This is a genomic window from Arcicella sp. LKC2W (genome assembly GCF_034931005.1).
In the GTDB taxonomy this organism is placed as follows: domain Bacteria; phylum Bacteroidota; class Bacteroidia; order Cytophagales; family Spirosomataceae; genus Arcicella.
Genome location: NZ_JAYGIN010000004.1, coordinates 267,427 through 283,954, shown reverse-complemented (window position 1 = coordinate 283,954; position 16,528 = coordinate 267,427). Strand labels below are relative to the sequence as shown.

Here is a 16,528-nt window from a genome sequence, read left to right as displayed (position 1 = left end):
GTGGGCTAATTTTATTCTGCGACAAATTGTAGATAGTTCCGTAAACTTTAATACATTTTATTTAGAAATTTTAAAAGCCATCCCTAAAAGAGCATTTTCTTTTAGAGATGGCTTTTAAATTTTATTTTACCTTGAGAAAGTAGCTCAGTTCGCTCCCATCCCTGATACTTGATTTCCATTAAAAATCAGTTCGCCATTAATTTGAAGAAAATTTGCTTGAACATTTTGAGTGAGCATAAACGGAAACCTCCACATTTTTTTGGACATAATGAACATATAAATAACCATTTTGAGCATAATATTGGATGAAAAGTAAAACCCAAAATACCTCCTCAATGAGTATATCTTATTTTATCAGAAATATCCAAAAAATGGAGTTAACAAAATAGTGTCATTTTCAACAATTTTAATTTTCCCATCTAACTGAGACACAAACAAACACCCATCACCCATCGAAGCAATATTTGTAGGATGGAATAATCCAGAAGCAATTTATGTAAGTTTTACCTCTTGGTTTTGAGATTTTACATCAATCAAAAAAGTGAAATATAGAAGCCCCAACTGGTAATATTTAAGAAAAATATCTTTCATAGATTTGTATTATTTTTCAGTACAAATATATGTAATACCTCTAACCTACTAATGGTCAATCAGATAAAACAATTACAATATAAATAAAACAAGTAAAAAACTTTTTAAATATCAGATAATACTTGTAATTTTGCACCCCTGATTTTAGATAGTTGTGAGTTAATAATTTAGTGAATTAGCGATTTTCGTCCTATTCACTAATTAATAAAATCACTAATTTACTAAATATCAGCAACGTGTATCTCAAATAAAACAACACAAAATGCCAACTATACAACAGTTAGTAAGAAACGGCAGAGAGCAATTGACCTTCAAATCAAAGTCTCCTGCATTAGATTCTTGTCCTCAACGTCGTGGTGTTTGTACAAGAGTTTATACAACTACGCCAAAGAAGCCAAACTCGGCTATGCGTAAAGTAGCTCGTGTACGTTTAACCAACGGTAAAGAAGTAAATGCTTACATTCCAGGTGAAGGACACAATTTGCAAGAACACTCAATCGTATTGATTCGTGGTGGTCGTGTGAAAGATTTACCAGGGGTACGTTATCACATTATTCGTGGTGCATTAGATACTGCGGGTGTTAACGGTCGTCGTCAACGTCGTTCTAAATACGGAGCTAAACGTCCTAAACCAGGTCAAGTTGTAGCACCAGTAAAAGGAAAGAAAAAATAGTAAGTAGGGTATAATTAATAGAGAATAGCGATACTATTACTTATTAATTCTTAACTATTAACTAAAAACAGTCCAGTATGCTTAGTTAAGGGCAGAAGATGGGCTAAATTTAAAAACTTAACAATACAAATGAGAAAGTCAAAACCAAAGAAAAGATACGTGTTACCTGACCCTAAATTTAGGGATGTAATGGTAACTAAGTTTGTTAATAATTTGATGTACGACGGAAAAAAATCAACGGCATTCACGATTTTTTACGGTGCATTAGACAAAGTTGAAGATAGAACCAAAGAGAAAAACGGTTTAGAGTTATTCAAAAAAGCTTTAAATAACGTTATGCCTACGGTAGAGGTTAAATCTCGTCGTGTGGGTGGTGCTACATTCCAAGTTCCAACGGAAGTACGTGCTGACCGTAAATTGTCAGTAGGTATGAAATGGTTAATTCTTTACGCTCGTAAGCGTGGTGACAAGACTATGATTGACCGTTTGGCTAATGAAATCATGGCAGCCGCTAAAGGTGAAGGTGCAGCAGTTAAGAAAAAAGACGATACGCACCGTATGGCAGAAGCTAACAAAGCATTCTCTCACTTCAGATTCTAATTCAATAATTAACAACGAGATACACACAAATAAAAGAGCGAAAATCGAAAGGTTTTCGCTCTTTTGTTTTGCGAACCTCTCAGAAGTTTCAGAACTTTGCAAAAACAAAAAGTTTATAATCTTATGCTTCAAAGAATCCAAACACTATTATTAGCAGTTGTTGCAATTGCTATGCTATCGGTAACGGCTTTGCCTATTTGGGAAAAAAGTAGTGCTACCTTAAACGAAAAAGTTACACTCACTTCTTTTGCCTTAGAACATTGTAAAGGCACTACTTGTGTGAGTAGTGACAGTACAATCTTTATTATAATGTTAGCCATCGTGTCGGCAGTATTAGCAGCCTTTTCTATTACTCAATATAAAAAGAGAATGTTGCAAATGACTTTAGGCTTAGTAAACTCTATCATGATTGCAACCGTATTAGGTTATACTTTTTATCAAGTGTTCAAAGTAGGAATTCCTATGTTTGAACCTGAAAATCAAGGAAGTTATGGGGCGGGATTTATCGCTGCGGTATTAGCAATGTTGTGTAATATGATTGCAAATCGCTTTATTCGTAGAGACGAAATGTTAGTAAAATCTGCGGACAGAATGAGATAATCAATTGATATTTAGCGAATTGTGAATTAGTGATTAGTAAGCTTTCAATAGCCAAACTCACCAAATCACAATTCACTAAATCACAATTAAACAAGTCCTTCTTTCAACAAATCGTGCAAATGCACAAAGCCTAAAGGTTTATTGTCTTCTACCACAACCAATTGTGTGATATTTTTTTCCTGCATAATCTGCAAAGCCTCCACTGCATAGGCATCTGGTGCAATAGCTTTTGGTGAAACCGTCATAATATCCTTCGCAAATAAGCCAGCAAAAGAGTCATATTTGTTCAGCATTCTACGCACGTCTCCATCCGTAATAATTCCTGCCAATTCTTGATTTTCGGTCAATACAGCCGTTGCTCCTAATCTTTTAGAGCTAATCTCTAAGATGGTTTCCTTCACGGTTGAATTTTCATTGACAATCGGTAATTCATGATTAGGATAAATATCCGAAACCTTCAAATACAATTTCTTGCCCAAAGCTCCACCTGGATGGTATTTTGCAAAATCTTTACTACTAAAACCTCTGTATTCTAACAAACAAACAGCCAAAGCATCTCCCAAAGCCAAAGCCACTGTGGTACTGGTAGTTGGAGCAAGATTTAGTGGGTCTGCTTCTTTTTCAGCGAGTGCATGAAGGAGAAAATCCGCATTTTTTCCAAGATAAGAACTTGGATTAGACACCATCGCAATTAACTTTACATTAGTTCTTTTAATGAGAGGAACTAAAACCTTTATTTCAGGCGTATCTCCCGACCTCGAAATGCACATAACAGTATCACCTGACTGAATCATTCCTAAATCACCGTGAATTGCATCAGCAGCGTGCATAAACAAAGAAGGCGTACCCGTAGAATTTAAAGTAGCCACAATTTTTTGAGCAATAATTGCCGATTTGCCAATGCCTGTAACCACCAATCGCCCTTGTAAGGTAAGTAGGTGATTTACACAGTTTTCAAATTCGGAATCAATCAAAGGAATAATTTTTAGGATAGCATTAGCTTCTTCCTCTAAAACTTTTTTTGCAGTTGATTGAATATTTTTTATTAATTTCAATGTTAGAAGTTATTTTGAATGACTGATTTTTTATTGAATTGATTGCAAAGATAAGCAATTATTGAGTATATATATTGACAGGAAAAACACTTATTAAGTATAAAGAAAGTTTAACGTATTTCATTATATTTATTCAATAAATCCAAAACCTTGCATTATCTTAGAACTATCAATTAAAATATAAAGAGACTGAAACAATCGATGTATTGTCAAGTGAAATGCTCTAAAACCATTTGGAGCAACCTAACTCAATAATCAACCACCAAATACATTACAAAACCTCAAATACGTTTGAATAATATGAGTGTTACCCAAGAAACCACCGACTTGCTAAAAGAGAAGCTCAAAGAAACCTTCGGCTTTTCTCAGTTCCGTGGTGAACAAGAAGACATTATTAAGAACACACTTTCAGGAGAAAACACCTTCGTAATAATGCCGACAGGAGCGGGAAAATCGCTTTGCTACCAAATGCCTGCCATAGCTATGGAAGGTACTGCCATCGTGATTTCGCCGTTGATTGCCTTGATGAAAAATCAAGTGGACCAAATGAATGCTTTTGGCATTAATGCTCAATTTCTTAATTCTTCATTGAACAGAGCAGAAATGACAAAGGTGAAGAATGCAGTTATTAAAGGAGAAGTTAAATTATTATATATCGCTCCCGAATCTCTGACGAAGGAAGACAATTTAACCTTCTTAAAGCAAGCAAATATTTCTTTTGTTGCCATTGATGAAGCTCACTGTATTTCTGAATGGGGGCATGACTTCCGCCCAGAATATCGTCGTATCAGAAGTATCGTTGAGAGTATGGATAAGGCTTTGCCAATTATTGCTCTTACAGCAACAGCAACGCCAAAAGTTCAGCAGGATATTCAGAAAAATTTGAATTTGGACGATGCTCGTCTTTTCAAATCTTCTTTTAATCGTAAAAATCTTTACTACGAAATTCGTGCAAAACGTGATGATATTGATAAGCAAATTATTAAATACATCAAAGTCAATCACGGGAAATCAGGAATTATCTACTGCCTGAGTCGCAAGAAAGTTGAAGAAATTGCTAATTTACTAAACGTAAATGGCGTTAAAGCTCTTCCTTATCACGCTGGTTTAGATAGCGATGTAAGAATGGCAAACCAAGAGGCTTTCTTGAATGAAGAAACCGAAGTAATGGTTGCCACGATTGCCTTCGGAATGGGAATTGATAAGCCAGATGTTCGTTTTGTGATTCACTATGACGCTCCAAAATCGTTGGAAGGCTATTATCAAGAAACAGGTCGTGCAGGACGTGATGGTTTGGAAGGAACGTGTATTATGTTCTATGCCAAAGAAGACATCAATAAATTAGACAAATTCAATAAAGATAAAACCATTGTTGAACGTGATACAGCCAGAATGTTGCTTCACGAAATGGTTCATTATGCAAACTTAGGAACGTGCCGTCGTCGTCAATTATTAAATTATTTTGGCGAACACATGGACAAAGATTGTGGATTCTGTGATAACTGTAATAAGCCTACACCAAAATACAAGATTGAAGAAGCAGTTGTTTTGGCACTTCAAACCGTTGAATTAACTGGAGAAAGCTTTGATGCACAACATATTGCAGATATTTTGATGGGATATAAAAGTCAATTCGTTGGCTCAAATGACCACCAAAAGATTGCTACTTTTGGAAAAGCAAAAAGTTATTTCAAACTCAATTCAGACGATGAGGAGGATGATGACGACGATGACGATGACGAAGTAGAATTCTCTGATGAAGAAGATGAGGATGGAAATCCAATTCCGAAAGCAAAAGCGAAAAAAGCTCCAAAATCTTCAAAAAGCAGAAAAAATGCAGAACCAGAGCCTATCGAACAGTGCGTTTCAATGGTGCGTCAGATTGCAGTTTTAGGCTTCTTGGAAAAAGACGTTGAGAATTACGGGATTCTGAAATTGTCGGAAAAAGGTCGTTCGTACATGAAAGACCCATTCCCTTTGACACTCTCGAAAGACCACGATTATGAAAACGAGAAAATTGAAGAGGACGAAGAAAAAGAAGCAGCAGGCGGCAGTGGTTCTTATGACGTAGCGTTATTTGAATTGCTAAAAAACCTTCGTAAAAAATTAGCCAAAGACAAAAATCTTCCTCCGTATGTTATCTTCCAAGACCCATCTTTGGAAGAAATGGCAACTACCTACCCTACCACCAAAGACGATATGGCAAATATCAACGGTGTGGGCATGGGAAAAGTAGTAAAATTTGGTCGTCAATTCATTGATTTGATTAAAAAATACGTTGAAGATAATGAGATTGAAACGGCATCAGAAGTTGTTGTAAAATCTGCGGTTAATAAATCAAAAATCAAAATTCATATCATTCAACAAGTTGACAGAAAAGTAGATTTAGACATCATTGCTGACCAAAAAGAATTGGCAATGGCAGAACTCATTGAAGAAATTGAGCATATCTGTTATTCTGGCACGAAATTGAACTTAGATTACTATATCAATCAAGTAATTGAACCTGATAAACAAGACGAAATCTTTGATTATTTCATGGCAGCCGAAAGCGATAATATCGCCGTAGCAATGGATGAATGCGACATTGAGGACATCACAGAAGAGGAATTACGATTGATGAGAATTAAGTTTTTGAGTGAAGTAGCGAATTAAATTTCGGCAATCAACAATCGGCAATCAGCAATCAAATTAGATAATTCATCTGCATTGATTATTGACTGCCGACTGCTGAAAGCCTGACAGCTAAATTAAATAAATGAATACACTAATTTTAGGTTCGGGCGGACGTGAACACGCTTTTGCATGGAGAATAGCCCAAAGCCCGCTTTGCGATAAATTGTTTGTAGCTCCAGGGAATGCTGGGACTGCTCAAGTCGCTATAAATTTACCTATTGGTTATAATGATTTTGAGAAAATTGCCGAAGCAGTTATCTCAAATGATATTGAATTGGTCATTGTTGGTCCAGAAGAGCCATTGGTAAAAGGAATTCGTGATTATTTTCAAGCACGAGAAGACTTGAAACATATCTTGATGGTTGGTCCAGATTCACACGGTGCGATGTTAGAAGGTTCAAAAGACTTTTCTAAAAATTTCATGGTGAAATATGGAATTCCTACGGCAAAATCTGAAACTTTCACAAAAGATACGCTTCAAGAAGGAATGCAATATCTTGAAAGCCAAAAACTTCCAATCGTTTTAAAAGCTGATGGTTTAGCCGCAGGTAAAGGCGTAATTATTGCCCTAACCTTAGAGGAAGCCCAAACTGCACTCTCTGAAATGTTGGTAGATGCCAAATTTGGTGATGCCAGTAGTAAAGTGGTGATTGAAGAGTTCTTGACAGGTATTGAATTGTCAGTTTTCGTATTAACTGATGGAAATTCTTACAAAATTCTTCCCGAAGCAAAAGATTATAAACGCATTGGCGAAGGAGATACAGGGTTAAATACGGGCGGTATGGGAGCAGTTTCACCAGTACCTTTTGCCAATGAGAAATTCATGCAAGCTGTTGAAAACGATGTGATTATTCCAACAATTGAAGGACTCAAAAAAGAAGGAATTAATTATAATGGTTTCATTTTTATTGGTTTAATGAACCACGAAGGTGAACCACAAGTAATTGAATATAATGCAAGAATGGGCGACCCAGAAACGGAAGTAGTTTTACCAAGAATCGAATCCGATATTTTAGCATTAATGATTGCAACAGGCAAAGGAGAATTACATGAAGTAGATTTCGTGGTAAGCAAACAACACGCTGTTACAACGGTTGTGGTAGCAGGTGGTTATCCAGGAGATTATAAAAAAGGCGATGTAATTGTCGGTTATGACTCCGTAAAAGATGCAACAATTTTCCATGCAGGAACAACTTTGGACGGTAATTTGGTAGTAACCAATGGCGGACGAGTAATGGCTCTTACTGGAATGTCAAATACGCTCGAAAGAGCCATACAAAAATCTCAAAAAGCAGCTCATGATGTGCTTTTTGAAGGCAAATATTATCGTAAAGATATTGGGCTTGATGTGTTGAGGTACTAATTTGGGAGTGATTTAACATTAATTTCAAAGACTTATTGAATACATTACGGAAGTCGTCGCATAAAGTGACGACTTCCGTGTGGATTAGAATATCTAAATTAAGCTTTAATCTTCCATTTGAAAATTAAACCTCATCCTTACTAAATAATAAATAATTATGGGATGTAAATCATGTTCCTCGGGTAGCTGCGGAACTAAAAATAAAGAAGACGGAACAAAAGTAGGTGGATGTCAAAACAATGGAGCTTGTAGTTCTGGCGGTTGTAATAAAATGAACGTATTTGACTGGTTGTCGAATATGGATGTGCCTACTTTTAGTAAATTCAATATTGTAGAGGTCAAGTTTAAGGGTGGAAGAAAGGAGTTTTTCAGAAATACCAACCAAGTTGAACTCTATGCTGGCGACCCCGTTATTGTGGATGTTCCGAGTGGACATCACTTAGGTTTTGTGTCTCTACAAGGCGAATTAGTTCGTTTGCAGATGCTCAAAAAAAGCATCAAAGACAATGATGAAATCAAGGCTATTTATCGAAAAGCTAACGATAAAGACCTTGAAAAGCACGAACAAGCCGTTGCTCGGGATTATCCAACGATGTACCGCACTCGTGAAATCATCAAAGAGTTGAAGTTAAATATGAAACTCTCTGACGTTGAGTTTCAATCTGATAATACAAAAGCTATTTTTTATTATTCTTCCGACGACCGTGTGGATTTTCGTGAACTTATCAAAACCTTAGCGGGTGAATTTAAGGTCAGAATTGAAATGAAACAGATTTCACTTCGTCAAGAAGCCGCTCGTGTGGGAGGTATTGGCGTTTGTGGTCGTGAATTATGTTGTTCTACATGGTTGACTGACTTCAAAAACGTAACAACTTCGGCAGCTCGTTATCAAAATCTTTCTTTAAATCCTGTCAAACTTTCTGGTCAATGCGGTCGTTTAAAATGCTGCTTGAATTATGAATTAGAGACTTACATGGATGCGTTGAAAGATATTCCGACTATTGAAAAACCTCTTCAAACACTTAAAGGAGACGCTTTTTTACAGAAGACCGATATTTTTAAAAGAGTAATGTGGTTTGGATATAGAGGTGAAGAAAGTAACTGGATTCCTGTATCGGTTGACCGTGTTCGTGAGATTTTAAACATGAATGAAAGTGGTCAAAAACCACAAACTATCGACGGAGCAGAATCAGCAAAAATTGAGTTAGAATTAGAAAAAGGAAGTGGCCCATTGAATGCCGATTTGGATAAAATGGACAAAAAATACGGTGGAGGAAATAAGAAAAAATTCGATAGAAATAAATCTGACCGTCCTGATTTCAAACAAGAAAGAACTAATTCACAACGCCCAGAACGTAAGGATTTCAAAAAGGATAACCCTCGTCCAGAACGTAAGGATTTCAAACAAGAGAAAAGAGACATTAAACCTGATAACAATAAATCTCAAAATACCGAAAAACCTGTAAATCAAGCGGTAAATAAACCACAAGCAGAACAGCCAAACGGACAAAAAGGGAATAATCAGCAACGCCCACAAGGACAAAAAGGGAATAAGCAACAAAATCCTCGCCCACATAACCAACAAGTTAACGGAGAAGGACAACAACCAAAACCACAGAATCAGCAACGTCAGCAAGGAAATGGTGAAGGACAACAACCAAAACCGCAAAATCAGCAACGTCAGCAAAATAGCGGTGAAGGACAACAACCAAAGCCACAAAATCAGCAACGTCAGCAAGGAAATGGTGAAGGACAACAACCAAAACCACAAAATCAGCAACGTCAGCAAGGAAATGGTGAAGGGCAACAACCAAAACCACAAAACCAGCAACGTCCGCAAAACAATAAGCAACAAGGAAATAAGCCTCAGCAGAACCAACCACGACCTCAAAATCAACCAAATGGAGGGAACAAAGGTCCAAAACCAAACAACCGCCCACCTGAAAATAAAAGCGATGGACAAGCTTAGGTTATAAATTTTAATGCTTAATGTTCAACAAATAATCTTCAATATTCGTTATTTTGAAAATTATTTGTTGAACATTATCATTTGACTATCTCCCAAAACATACACAATGAGTTACTCATTTAAGATTATCTTCTCAATTTTTGTTGTTACTTTCCTCCTTTCGTGCGATTCAAACACGATTTTGAAGGATAATTATGATATTCCAGACGCTAAATGGTTTATAAAAGATACGCCCACTTTTACTTTTGAAATAACTGATATTAATGTACCCTACAATGTGTTTTATAATGTCAGAAACAATCGAGATTATTTGTATCATAACCTTTATATGACGCATTATTTGACCGATGAAAAGGGCAAAGTAATTCACCAACACTTAGATGAGATTGTACTTTTCGACCCTATCACTGGCAAACCGATGGGAGAAGGATTAGGGGATATTTATGACCATAAAGTATTGGCTTTCAAAGATTTTAAATTCCTCAAAACAGGAAAATATAAAATTCAAATTCGTCAATATATGCGTCAGAACCCATTAGTGGACATTATCAGTGCAGGTGTTTCAGTTGAAAAAGCAGTGAAGTAATCATTCTATAAGTCATGCAAAAATTTCTTCCATTATTCCCGCTAAACTTAGTTCCTTTTCCTTTAGAAGACCTCAATTTACATATTTTTGAACCCCGTTATCGACAGTTAATTAATGAAAGTTTGGACAATGGCACAACCTTTGGAATTCCTGTTTTTTTAGATGGAAAATTACCAGGGTTTGGCACAGAAGTCAAAATCATAAAACTATCAAAAAAATATGATGATGGGCGTATGGATGTCAAAACACAAGGCATTAGAACATTCAGAATGATTGATTTTCAAAATCCTGTGGAGATGAAACTATATGCTGGCGGTATTGTAGAACTACTTCCAGAACCAGAAATTAGCCCATTGGTAATGGCAGGTTTATCACAACGTGTAGAAACACTCTATCAATTATTAGGCGAAGAACATTCCTTTGATACCAACAAACCACAGCCATATTCCTATCAAATTGCTCATAAAATTGGTTTATCATTGGAAGAGGAATATAATTTATTGAAAATGCCCAGCGAAGAAGAACGTCAAGGTTTTTTAATTCAACATTTAGAACGAGTTATTTCTGTTTTACAAGAAGTTGAACGCACCAAAGAACGGATTAAACTAAACGGTCATTTCAAAAATCTCGACCCTTTGAATTTTTAATTTGTTCTATCTTTAAAATATCAATCTATCCTCATTTCTTAGTAATTTTACAACACAAATTATCTGTAAATCATAATTCATGATTTAACCCGCCCCATAAATAATGTTGTGCTATTTATTTTTCAATAAATAATCAGTCAGTCATTGAAAACTGGTATAGTTTTAGTTATCAATTACTTAGTACCTAACCATTCCACATAAAATCATGAAATTGTTTTCAAATTGCTTCTCAGCAATACTACTTCTGTGTACACTGAGTTGTACTCCCGTTATAGCTTCTTTCCAGAAGGATTCTTTAAATAATCCTAAAAATAATAATCGAACGTTTTTTAATCTTGAAAAAACTCAAAAAATCATGATGGCTACTTTAGCCAAGCCCACACCATTTTATAATAAAGATTCTTTGTTAAAACACTTTAGACATTTTTTTGCCAATCCTGAACAAATAAGCTATCCAGATTATATAAAAGGAATGTCTGTGCAATTGAAAAAGAAAATCAATATTTTAGAATATGATGCCATCAAAAATATTTTTCAATTAGAACAATTAGCCGATTTGCACAGTAGATTTTCGTTAGTGAATAGTGCCAATTGTTTGGTAAACAAAACTGAAGGCGATTTTGTCAGAATAAAGGATATTGATGGGCGGGACATGATGACTCAATCTTTGGAAAATAACACAAAATATAGCTCTATGGATAAATTCAAGCAAGGATTTATACGTGTAAAACAAGAAAAAAACGGATATGGTTTTTTAAATATTTGTGGGGAAGAAATTGTAAAATGTCAATATACACACGCCGAAAATTTTAATAATGGCAAGGCATTGGTAAAAAAAGAATCATGGTTTTTTATAGATTTTGAAGGAAAGCAATCTGAATCTTTGCGGGATGTCGCTGATGCTATTTCATTGACGAAAGGTATTAGTTTGGTCAGATTTAATAATGGCAAATATGCTCTTATAGACAATAATTTTGCCAAAACCCAAACACCAATTTCTGATATATTTGATAGTATTATTCCTCTAAATACACAAAATTTCAAAGTTCAATCTGGCTCTGAATCAAAAATTATTAATTTGGAAGGAATGGAAACTTATGCAAATATTCATTAAGTTTTTGAAATTATTCAAGAGTGTTTTTCGATAGCTAAACACTCTTGAATATTAAGTATGTAAAAGTTGAAAAACTAACAAGCCACTCGTTATCAGCATTTTATGATTCAATAGAGATTGTGCCTTACGACGGCTAAGTCAAAAGAGAAAAACGTCCTATCAATCTGGTAGAATTTTCCAGTAGAACTTAACAATTCTACGTCTTGCGTCAAGCTCATTATATTTAATTTTATTTTCTGGAAATTCTTCTCCTTTTCCTTCCTTTCGCAAATCTACAAATATTGATTTTACCCCTGTGATATAGTCTAATTTGGCAAAAATCATGGTATTTACCAAATTTCCTACTTCCTCTGCTCTGAGTCTCGACAATTCCTGATTAAGCCTCGATGAATTACTTAATAAAGAACTATCGACGGTTTCATGATACAAACTTTGTCCAATTTCAGTATAAAGTTTTGATTTTGTATTGATTGGGTCAGCATCAGCATAGCCGTACACAACTATTTTTATTCTCAGCTTTTTATTAACATATCTATTTGCAGAAACCACAATAGAATCTAAAATTGGCTCAAAAAACTGTTGCATTTTAGGCACATTTTTTTCTGAAATTTTATACCCTCCCGCAAAAACAACTTCATTTGGGATTTTATAAATAGAACTATTTCTTATTCCCTCCTGAATCATCACTAAAGTTAATGAATCATCTATCGCTTTCGCTCGCAATTCTGAAAACACATTTGTTTCACCTTTCAAATCACTTTTCAACGTTTCCTTCAGCACTTTATCATTGGTTGCATTTAACCTAATAATGCTATCACGGGCAGCAATATTTTTCTGAACTAAAAGAGCATTGAGCGTAAAGATTTTCTCAATTTCATCGTCTATTTCTCCGTCTTCTAACTTGGCTTTAGATAAACTATCTATTTTGCTGGCTGCTTCTAAAGTTTTTTGGTCATTAGCATAAAGTTTTTCGAACAACTGTCGATTATCTATTATCATTTTTTTACTTACTTTTCCACATGATATACAGACAAGTAGGGGCAGAAGAAGCCCAAGATATGATTTTGGCAAATACATGGTTTTATATTTTAGTGGTTTTGTTTGTGACCACAAAGATAACCGACAATATTCACATTAATTGATTTCAATTAGCGAACTATTAGTTTGAATTATTCATAGAATAAATTTTACTTAACCATGAATAATATTTAAGGTAAATTATGACTATTCTCAAAGTGTTAATAAAAATGTGTAATTTTGTCTATAAGCTATATAGAATAGCACATTTCATTAGCCAACCATGTAAAATTTGTTTTCGATTGATAGTTTTACTGATTGATTTTCGAAAATATTCAACTTCTTAGACATGATTTCTAAAAAAGCAAAATACGCACTTAAAGCCTTAAAAGTGTTGGCACGAGAATACGAAAAAGGTCCATTATTAATTTCAAATATCGCTGAATCAGAAAATATTCCTAAGAAATTCTTGGAGGCTATTTTGCTTGAATTACGCAATCACGGAATTCTACAAAGTCAAAAAGGCAAAGGTGGCGGCTACTATCTGAGAATCCCACCAGACCAAGTAACTTTTGCCAAAATCATCCGTATCATTGACGGACCAATCTCTCCTACTTTATGTGTTTCATTACATTTTTATGGTAAATGCGACGACTGTGGGGATGAAGAAGCCTGTTCGCTTCGTGAAGTAATGGTAAAATGGCGTGACGCAAACTTAGTTGTATTAGAACAAAATACCCTTTTAGATTTAATCAATAACTAAACATTAAATCCATTATTTCGTTAGATTAAATATCATCAATAAATAAAAGATTTTTAAAAAGCATTGGCAATCCCAATGCTTTTTTGTTTGTTTTCATATCAAATTTAGCATACTGTCCATTATAGCATTTTGCATTAAAATAATCTTAACCACAAAAAATAAAACGGAACAGTGTACTTTTTGACGCAAAACTGCTGACGGAGAGAAAAACCGCCTTCAGCGGTTGTTGAAGGCGAATTATTGAGTTATATCAATAAGTATATACTTCCGCAATAAAACCTTGGAACTCACTAATTCTACTTTGGCAGGTTAAAATTAAACCTTTAAAATCAAGCTATTTACAACTTCAGCCCTACTTACATTGTCTAACATTTCAAAAAAACTTATATTTTTTGAAAACAAAGCAACTTTTAAATATAATTATACGTATCTAAGTCTAAAACCAGCTATTAAAACTTTTTTAACGATTATTTCATTTAAACCCTCTATTAAAATGCAAACCGAAAATCAAGCAGAAAAAATTAATCGTAACGAATTTCTCAAAAAATTAGGTCTCAGTGGAGCAAGTCTCATGGCTGTTTATTGTGGTGTAACTATGACTTCTTGTAAAAACGAAGAAAGTACAACACCTGCCACAACAACAGACAAAACTGTTAGTTTTGATATGGGTACAACCGATTATGCCAAATTATTAACCAAAGGAGGCTTTCATGTTGATAGTACCAATAGCATCGTCATTGCCAATACCAGTGACAATGGTTATGTAGCTGTTACACTCGTTTGTACACACGAAGGACAAAGAAAAGTCCAATATTCAACTAACAAATTCCTTTGTACAGCTCACGGAGCGACTTTCGACAATAAAGGAAATGCTCTTTCTGTTGCTTCAAGAGCATTAACAACGTATAAAGTATCTCAAACGGGAAATGTTTTGACCGTTACTCTCTAATGCTATTTATTACAGTTTTATTTTCAAGCACTCTCCCAAATTAGTTTAGGAAAGTGCTTGAAAATTAATGAACCTTTATTCCAAATTTTTGAACCTGTCTAAACTTTTCGTTTTGAGCGAAAAGAATCAGTTTAAGCACGTTCTTTATCAACAATAATCATGAAGAAGCTATTTATTATACTATTATGCTCATTATCAACGTCAGTATTTTCGCAGGATGATTTGATGAAAATACTTGATACAGAAAGCAAAAATCAAGTAGATTATGCTACTGCTACATTTAAAGGTACAAGACTGATTAATGGACAAACGATAGAGACGGTGAATAAAAACCACTTAAATTTCTGGATTTCTCACCGTTTCGGAGCCATCAACTCTGGTTTTATCGAGAATTTCTTTGGTCTTGACGAAGCACGTATCAGATTAGGTTTAGAGTATGGAATTACTGACCAATTTACGGTTGGCATTGGGAGAAGTTCACAAGAAAAAATGTATGATTTTTATGCCAAATATAAACTTCTTCGTCAATCCAATTTCATGCCCGTAACCTTGACTTTATATGGAAGTAATGCCATCAGTACAGTTGCAACAGGTTCGGCGTTGGAGTCTGGAACAGTGATGAAATACTACAACAATCTTGAAAGAATGACCTACACAGGACAGGCTATTATAGCAAGAAAATTCAATGAAAATCTATCGTTGCAGTTAATGCCAACATTTTTACACTTCAACAAAACCGAAACGACTGATACGCCAAACGATATGATTGCTTTGGGCGTTGGTGGGCGACTAAAATTAAGTAAAAGACTAAGCCTAAGTGCTGAATATTATGCCAATTTTAACCGTCCCGCTACCAGTAACTATCATAATTCGTTAGCACTTGGTTTTGATATTGAGACAGGAGGACACGTTTTTCAATTTCATTTAACTAATTCAAGAGGAATGGTTGAGCGTCAATTTATTGCACAAACTACAAAACAATGGAGCGATGGCGGTATTTTTTATGGTTTCAATATTTCCAGAAGTTTTAGCTTTGATAAACGAGCAAAAGGCATGAATAAATAAAATATCAATAAGTAATGGAACAAAATAAAACACTATTTTAAAATCCTACAAACCATTGATATTCAGGCTTATGATAATCGTAATTCTTAATTCGTAATTGTACATACTTTACTTTTCAATCCTAAAATTTAGAATTCACGTATATCAAAGAAAACATTATTTCCTCATGAAAAACATCATTAAATTACTCATCATAACTTTTATCATTTCAAATACATCGCTATCATTTGGGCAACTGTATTCGACTCAAAGTGGCGAGACAAGTTTTTTCTCAGAAACTCCCGTTGAAAATATTTCGGGTATCAACAAAACGGTTGGGGCAATTCTAAATACTTCCACCAAAGAAATTGCAGTAAGTATGAAAATGACTTCTTTTGATTTTCCTAACAAACTGATGCAAGAACATTTCAATGAAAATTATATGGAGTCAGGTAAATTTCCGACAGGTGTTTTTAAAGGAAAAATTATTGACGATATTGATTTTACAAAAAATGGAACATACGATGTTACTGCCAAAGGACAGCTAACCTTGCACGGAATAACCCAAGCTCGTGAACTAAAAGGGAAGCTAATTGTAGAGAATCAGAAGGTAACTTTAACGAGTAATTTTGACGTAAAATTAGTTGACCATAAAATTGACGTTCCAAAATTGGTTTTTTCTAAAATTGCAGAGGTAATCGCCGTAAAATCAAAATACACTTTTAGCCCATACATTCGGAAATAAAGAGATAAAACTATTTAAAAAGCCATGACTGTTGACAGTCATGGCTTTTTATTTTTGCCTCTAAATTCATATCTGTGAAATAAATATTATTATTTTATTAAAAAATAAACATTATTTGAAAAATTAATGTTGTTAT

16 protein-coding genes are annotated in these 16,528 nt (G+C 34.6%); 14 read left to right on the top strand and 2 right to left on the bottom strand.

Going from position 1 to position 16,528, the window contains the following annotated elements:
- Window positions 1-853 precede the first annotated feature (853 nt).
- The 3 genes from rpsL (at window position 854) to VB796_RS04770 (ending at window position 2,464) form a co-directional block, all read left to right on the top strand.
- Window positions 854-1,264: a 30S ribosomal protein S12 gene (gene rpsL / locus VB796_RS04780; protein WP_323345370.1), complete on the top strand. Its 411-nt coding sequence runs from the start codon at window positions 854-856 to the stop codon at window positions 1,262-1,264.
- A 129-nt stretch (window positions 1,265-1,393) separates the two neighbouring features.
- The gene (gene rpsG, locus VB796_RS04775; RefSeq protein ID WP_184130865.1) at window positions 1,394-1,864 is read left to right on the top strand and encodes a 30S ribosomal protein S7; all 471 of its coding nucleotides are present in this window, start codon (window positions 1,394-1,396) and stop codon (window positions 1,862-1,864) included.
- Window positions 1,865-1,987: 123 nt separating this feature from the next.
- Window positions 1,988-2,464, top strand: a complete 477-nt coding sequence (locus VB796_RS04770) for a DUF4293 domain-containing protein (protein ID WP_323345369.1) — start codon at window positions 1,988-1,990, stop codon at window positions 2,462-2,464.
- An 86-nt stretch (window positions 2,465-2,550) separates the two neighbouring features.
- On the opposite strand, the gene VB796_RS04765 is transcribed toward VB796_RS04770, so the two are convergent.
- The gene (locus tag VB796_RS04765; protein WP_323345368.1) at window positions 2,551-3,519 is read right to left on the bottom strand and encodes a KpsF/GutQ family sugar-phosphate isomerase; all 969 of its coding nucleotides are present in this window, start codon (window positions 3,517-3,519) and stop codon (window positions 2,551-2,553) included.
- Window positions 3,520-3,819: 300 nt separating this feature from the next.
- Here VB796_RS04765 and VB796_RS04760 point away from each other — a divergent pair, with 300 nt between their 5' ends.
- The 6 genes from VB796_RS04760 (at window position 3,820) to VB796_RS04735 (ending at window position 11,874) form a co-directional block, all read left to right on the top strand.
- Entirely contained in the window at window positions 3,820-6,174 is a 2,355-nt protein-coding gene (locus tag VB796_RS04760) for an ATP-dependent DNA helicase RecQ (protein ID WP_323345367.1), read from the top strand.
- A gap of 103 nt (window positions 6,175-6,277) precedes the next feature.
- Window positions 6,278-7,558, top strand: a complete 1,281-nt coding sequence (gene purD, locus VB796_RS04755) for a phosphoribosylamine--glycine ligase (protein ID WP_323345366.1) — start codon at window positions 6,278-6,280, stop codon at window positions 7,556-7,558.
- 157 nt (window positions 7,559-7,715) lie between these two features.
- A complete protein-coding gene (gene ricT, locus VB796_RS04750; RefSeq protein WP_323345365.1) occupies window positions 7,716-9,527 on the top strand; it encodes a regulatory iron-sulfur-containing complex subunit RicT in 1,812 nt (603 codons plus the stop codon).
- Window positions 9,528-9,633: 106 nt separating this feature from the next.
- On the top strand, window positions 9,634-10,113 hold the full coding sequence (locus VB796_RS04745) for a gliding motility lipoprotein GldH (RefSeq protein WP_323345364.1): 480 nt from the start codon (window positions 9,634-9,636) through the stop codon (window positions 10,111-10,113).
- 14 nt (window positions 10,114-10,127) lie between these two features.
- The gene (locus VB796_RS04740) at window positions 10,128-10,760 is read left to right on the top strand and encodes an LON peptidase substrate-binding domain-containing protein (protein ID WP_323345363.1); all 633 of its coding nucleotides are present in this window, start codon (window positions 10,128-10,130) and stop codon (window positions 10,758-10,760) included.
- 355 nt (window positions 10,761-11,115) lie between these two features.
- Entirely contained in the window at window positions 11,116-11,874 is a 759-nt protein-coding gene (locus tag VB796_RS04735) for a WG repeat-containing protein (protein ID WP_323345362.1), read from the top strand.
- Between the two features lie 159 nt (window positions 11,875-12,033).
- On the opposite strand, the gene VB796_RS04730 is transcribed toward VB796_RS04735, so the two are convergent.
- Window positions 12,034-12,873 (bottom strand): hypothetical protein, encoded by an 840-nt coding sequence (locus VB796_RS04730; protein ID WP_323345361.1) that lies wholly within the window; start codon window positions 12,871-12,873, stop codon window positions 12,034-12,036.
- A gap of 20 nt (window positions 12,874-12,893) precedes the next feature.
- Here VB796_RS04730 and VB796_RS04725 point away from each other — a divergent pair, with 20 nt between their 5' ends.
- The 5 genes from VB796_RS04725 to VB796_RS04705 all read left to right on the top strand — a co-directional run bounded on the left by VB796_RS04725 (window position 12,894) and on the right by VB796_RS04705 (window position 16,392).
- On the top strand, window positions 12,894-13,016 hold the full coding sequence (locus VB796_RS04725) for a hypothetical protein (RefSeq protein ID WP_323345360.1): 123 nt from the start codon (window positions 12,894-12,896) through the stop codon (window positions 13,014-13,016).
- Window positions 13,017-13,240: 224 nt separating this feature from the next.
- Entirely contained in the window at window positions 13,241-13,654 is a 414-nt protein-coding gene (locus tag VB796_RS04720) for an Rrf2 family transcriptional regulator (protein WP_323345359.1), read from the top strand.
- Window positions 13,655-14,147: 493 nt separating this feature from the next.
- Entirely contained in the window at window positions 14,148-14,603 is a 456-nt protein-coding gene (locus VB796_RS04715; RefSeq protein WP_323345358.1) for a Rieske 2Fe-2S domain-containing protein, read from the top strand.
- Window positions 14,604-14,762: 159 nt separating this feature from the next.
- Entirely contained in the window at window positions 14,763-15,668 is a 906-nt protein-coding gene (locus VB796_RS04710; RefSeq protein ID WP_323345357.1) for a DUF5777 family beta-barrel protein, read from the top strand.
- A 166-nt stretch (window positions 15,669-15,834) separates the two neighbouring features.
- Window positions 15,835-16,392, top strand: coding sequence for a YceI family protein (locus VB796_RS04705; protein ID WP_323345356.1), 558 nt, complete (start codon window positions 15,835-15,837; stop codon window positions 16,390-16,392).
- The last annotated feature ends 136 nt before the right edge of the window (window positions 16,393-16,528 follow it).

What these genes read in the sequence shown, in the direction of transcription:
- VB796_RS04735 (WP_323345362.1), top strand. Translation starts at nt 11,116, where the DNA reads ATGATGGCTACTTTAGCCAAGCCCACACCATTTTATAATAAAGATTCT.
- VB796_RS04720 (WP_323345359.1), top strand. Translation starts at nt 13,241, where the DNA reads ATGATTTCTAAAAAAGCAAAATACGCACTTAAAGCCTTAAAAGTGTTG.
- rpsG (WP_184130865.1), top strand. Translation starts at nt 1,394, where the DNA reads ATGAGAAAGTCAAAACCAAAGAAAAGATACGTGTTACCTGACCCTAAA.
- VB796_RS04760 (WP_323345367.1), top strand. Translation starts at nt 3,820, where the DNA reads ATGAGTGTTACCCAAGAAACCACCGACTTGCTAAAAGAGAAGCTCAAA.
- VB796_RS04710 (WP_323345357.1), top strand. Translation starts at nt 14,763, where the DNA reads ATGAAGAAGCTATTTATTATACTATTATGCTCATTATCAACGTCAGTA.
- rpsL (WP_323345370.1), top strand. Translation starts at nt 854, where the DNA reads ATGCCAACTATACAACAGTTAGTAAGAAACGGCAGAGAGCAATTGACC.
- VB796_RS04745 (WP_323345364.1), top strand. Translation starts at nt 9,634, where the DNA reads ATGAGTTACTCATTTAAGATTATCTTCTCAATTTTTGTTGTTACTTTC.
- purD (WP_323345366.1), top strand. Translation starts at nt 6,278, where the DNA reads ATGAATACACTAATTTTAGGTTCGGGCGGACGTGAACACGCTTTTGCA.
- VB796_RS04770 (WP_323345369.1), top strand. Translation starts at nt 1,988, where the DNA reads ATGCTTCAAAGAATCCAAACACTATTATTAGCAGTTGTTGCAATTGCT.
- VB796_RS04725 (WP_323345360.1), top strand. Translation starts at nt 12,894, where the DNA reads ATGATATACAGACAAGTAGGGGCAGAAGAAGCCCAAGATATGATTTTG.
- ricT (WP_323345365.1), top strand. Translation starts at nt 7,716, where the DNA reads ATGGGATGTAAATCATGTTCCTCGGGTAGCTGCGGAACTAAAAATAAA.
- VB796_RS04730 (WP_323345361.1), bottom strand. Translation starts at nt 12,873, where the DNA reads ATGATAATAGATAATCGACAGTTGTTCGAAAAACTTTATGCTAATGAC.
- VB796_RS04705 (WP_323345356.1), top strand. Translation starts at nt 15,835, where the DNA reads ATGAAAAACATCATTAAATTACTCATCATAACTTTTATCATTTCAAAT.
- VB796_RS04715 (WP_323345358.1), top strand. Translation starts at nt 14,148, where the DNA reads ATGCAAACCGAAAATCAAGCAGAAAAAATTAATCGTAACGAATTTCTC.
- VB796_RS04740 (WP_323345363.1), top strand. Translation starts at nt 10,128, where the DNA reads ATGCAAAAATTTCTTCCATTATTCCCGCTAAACTTAGTTCCTTTTCCT.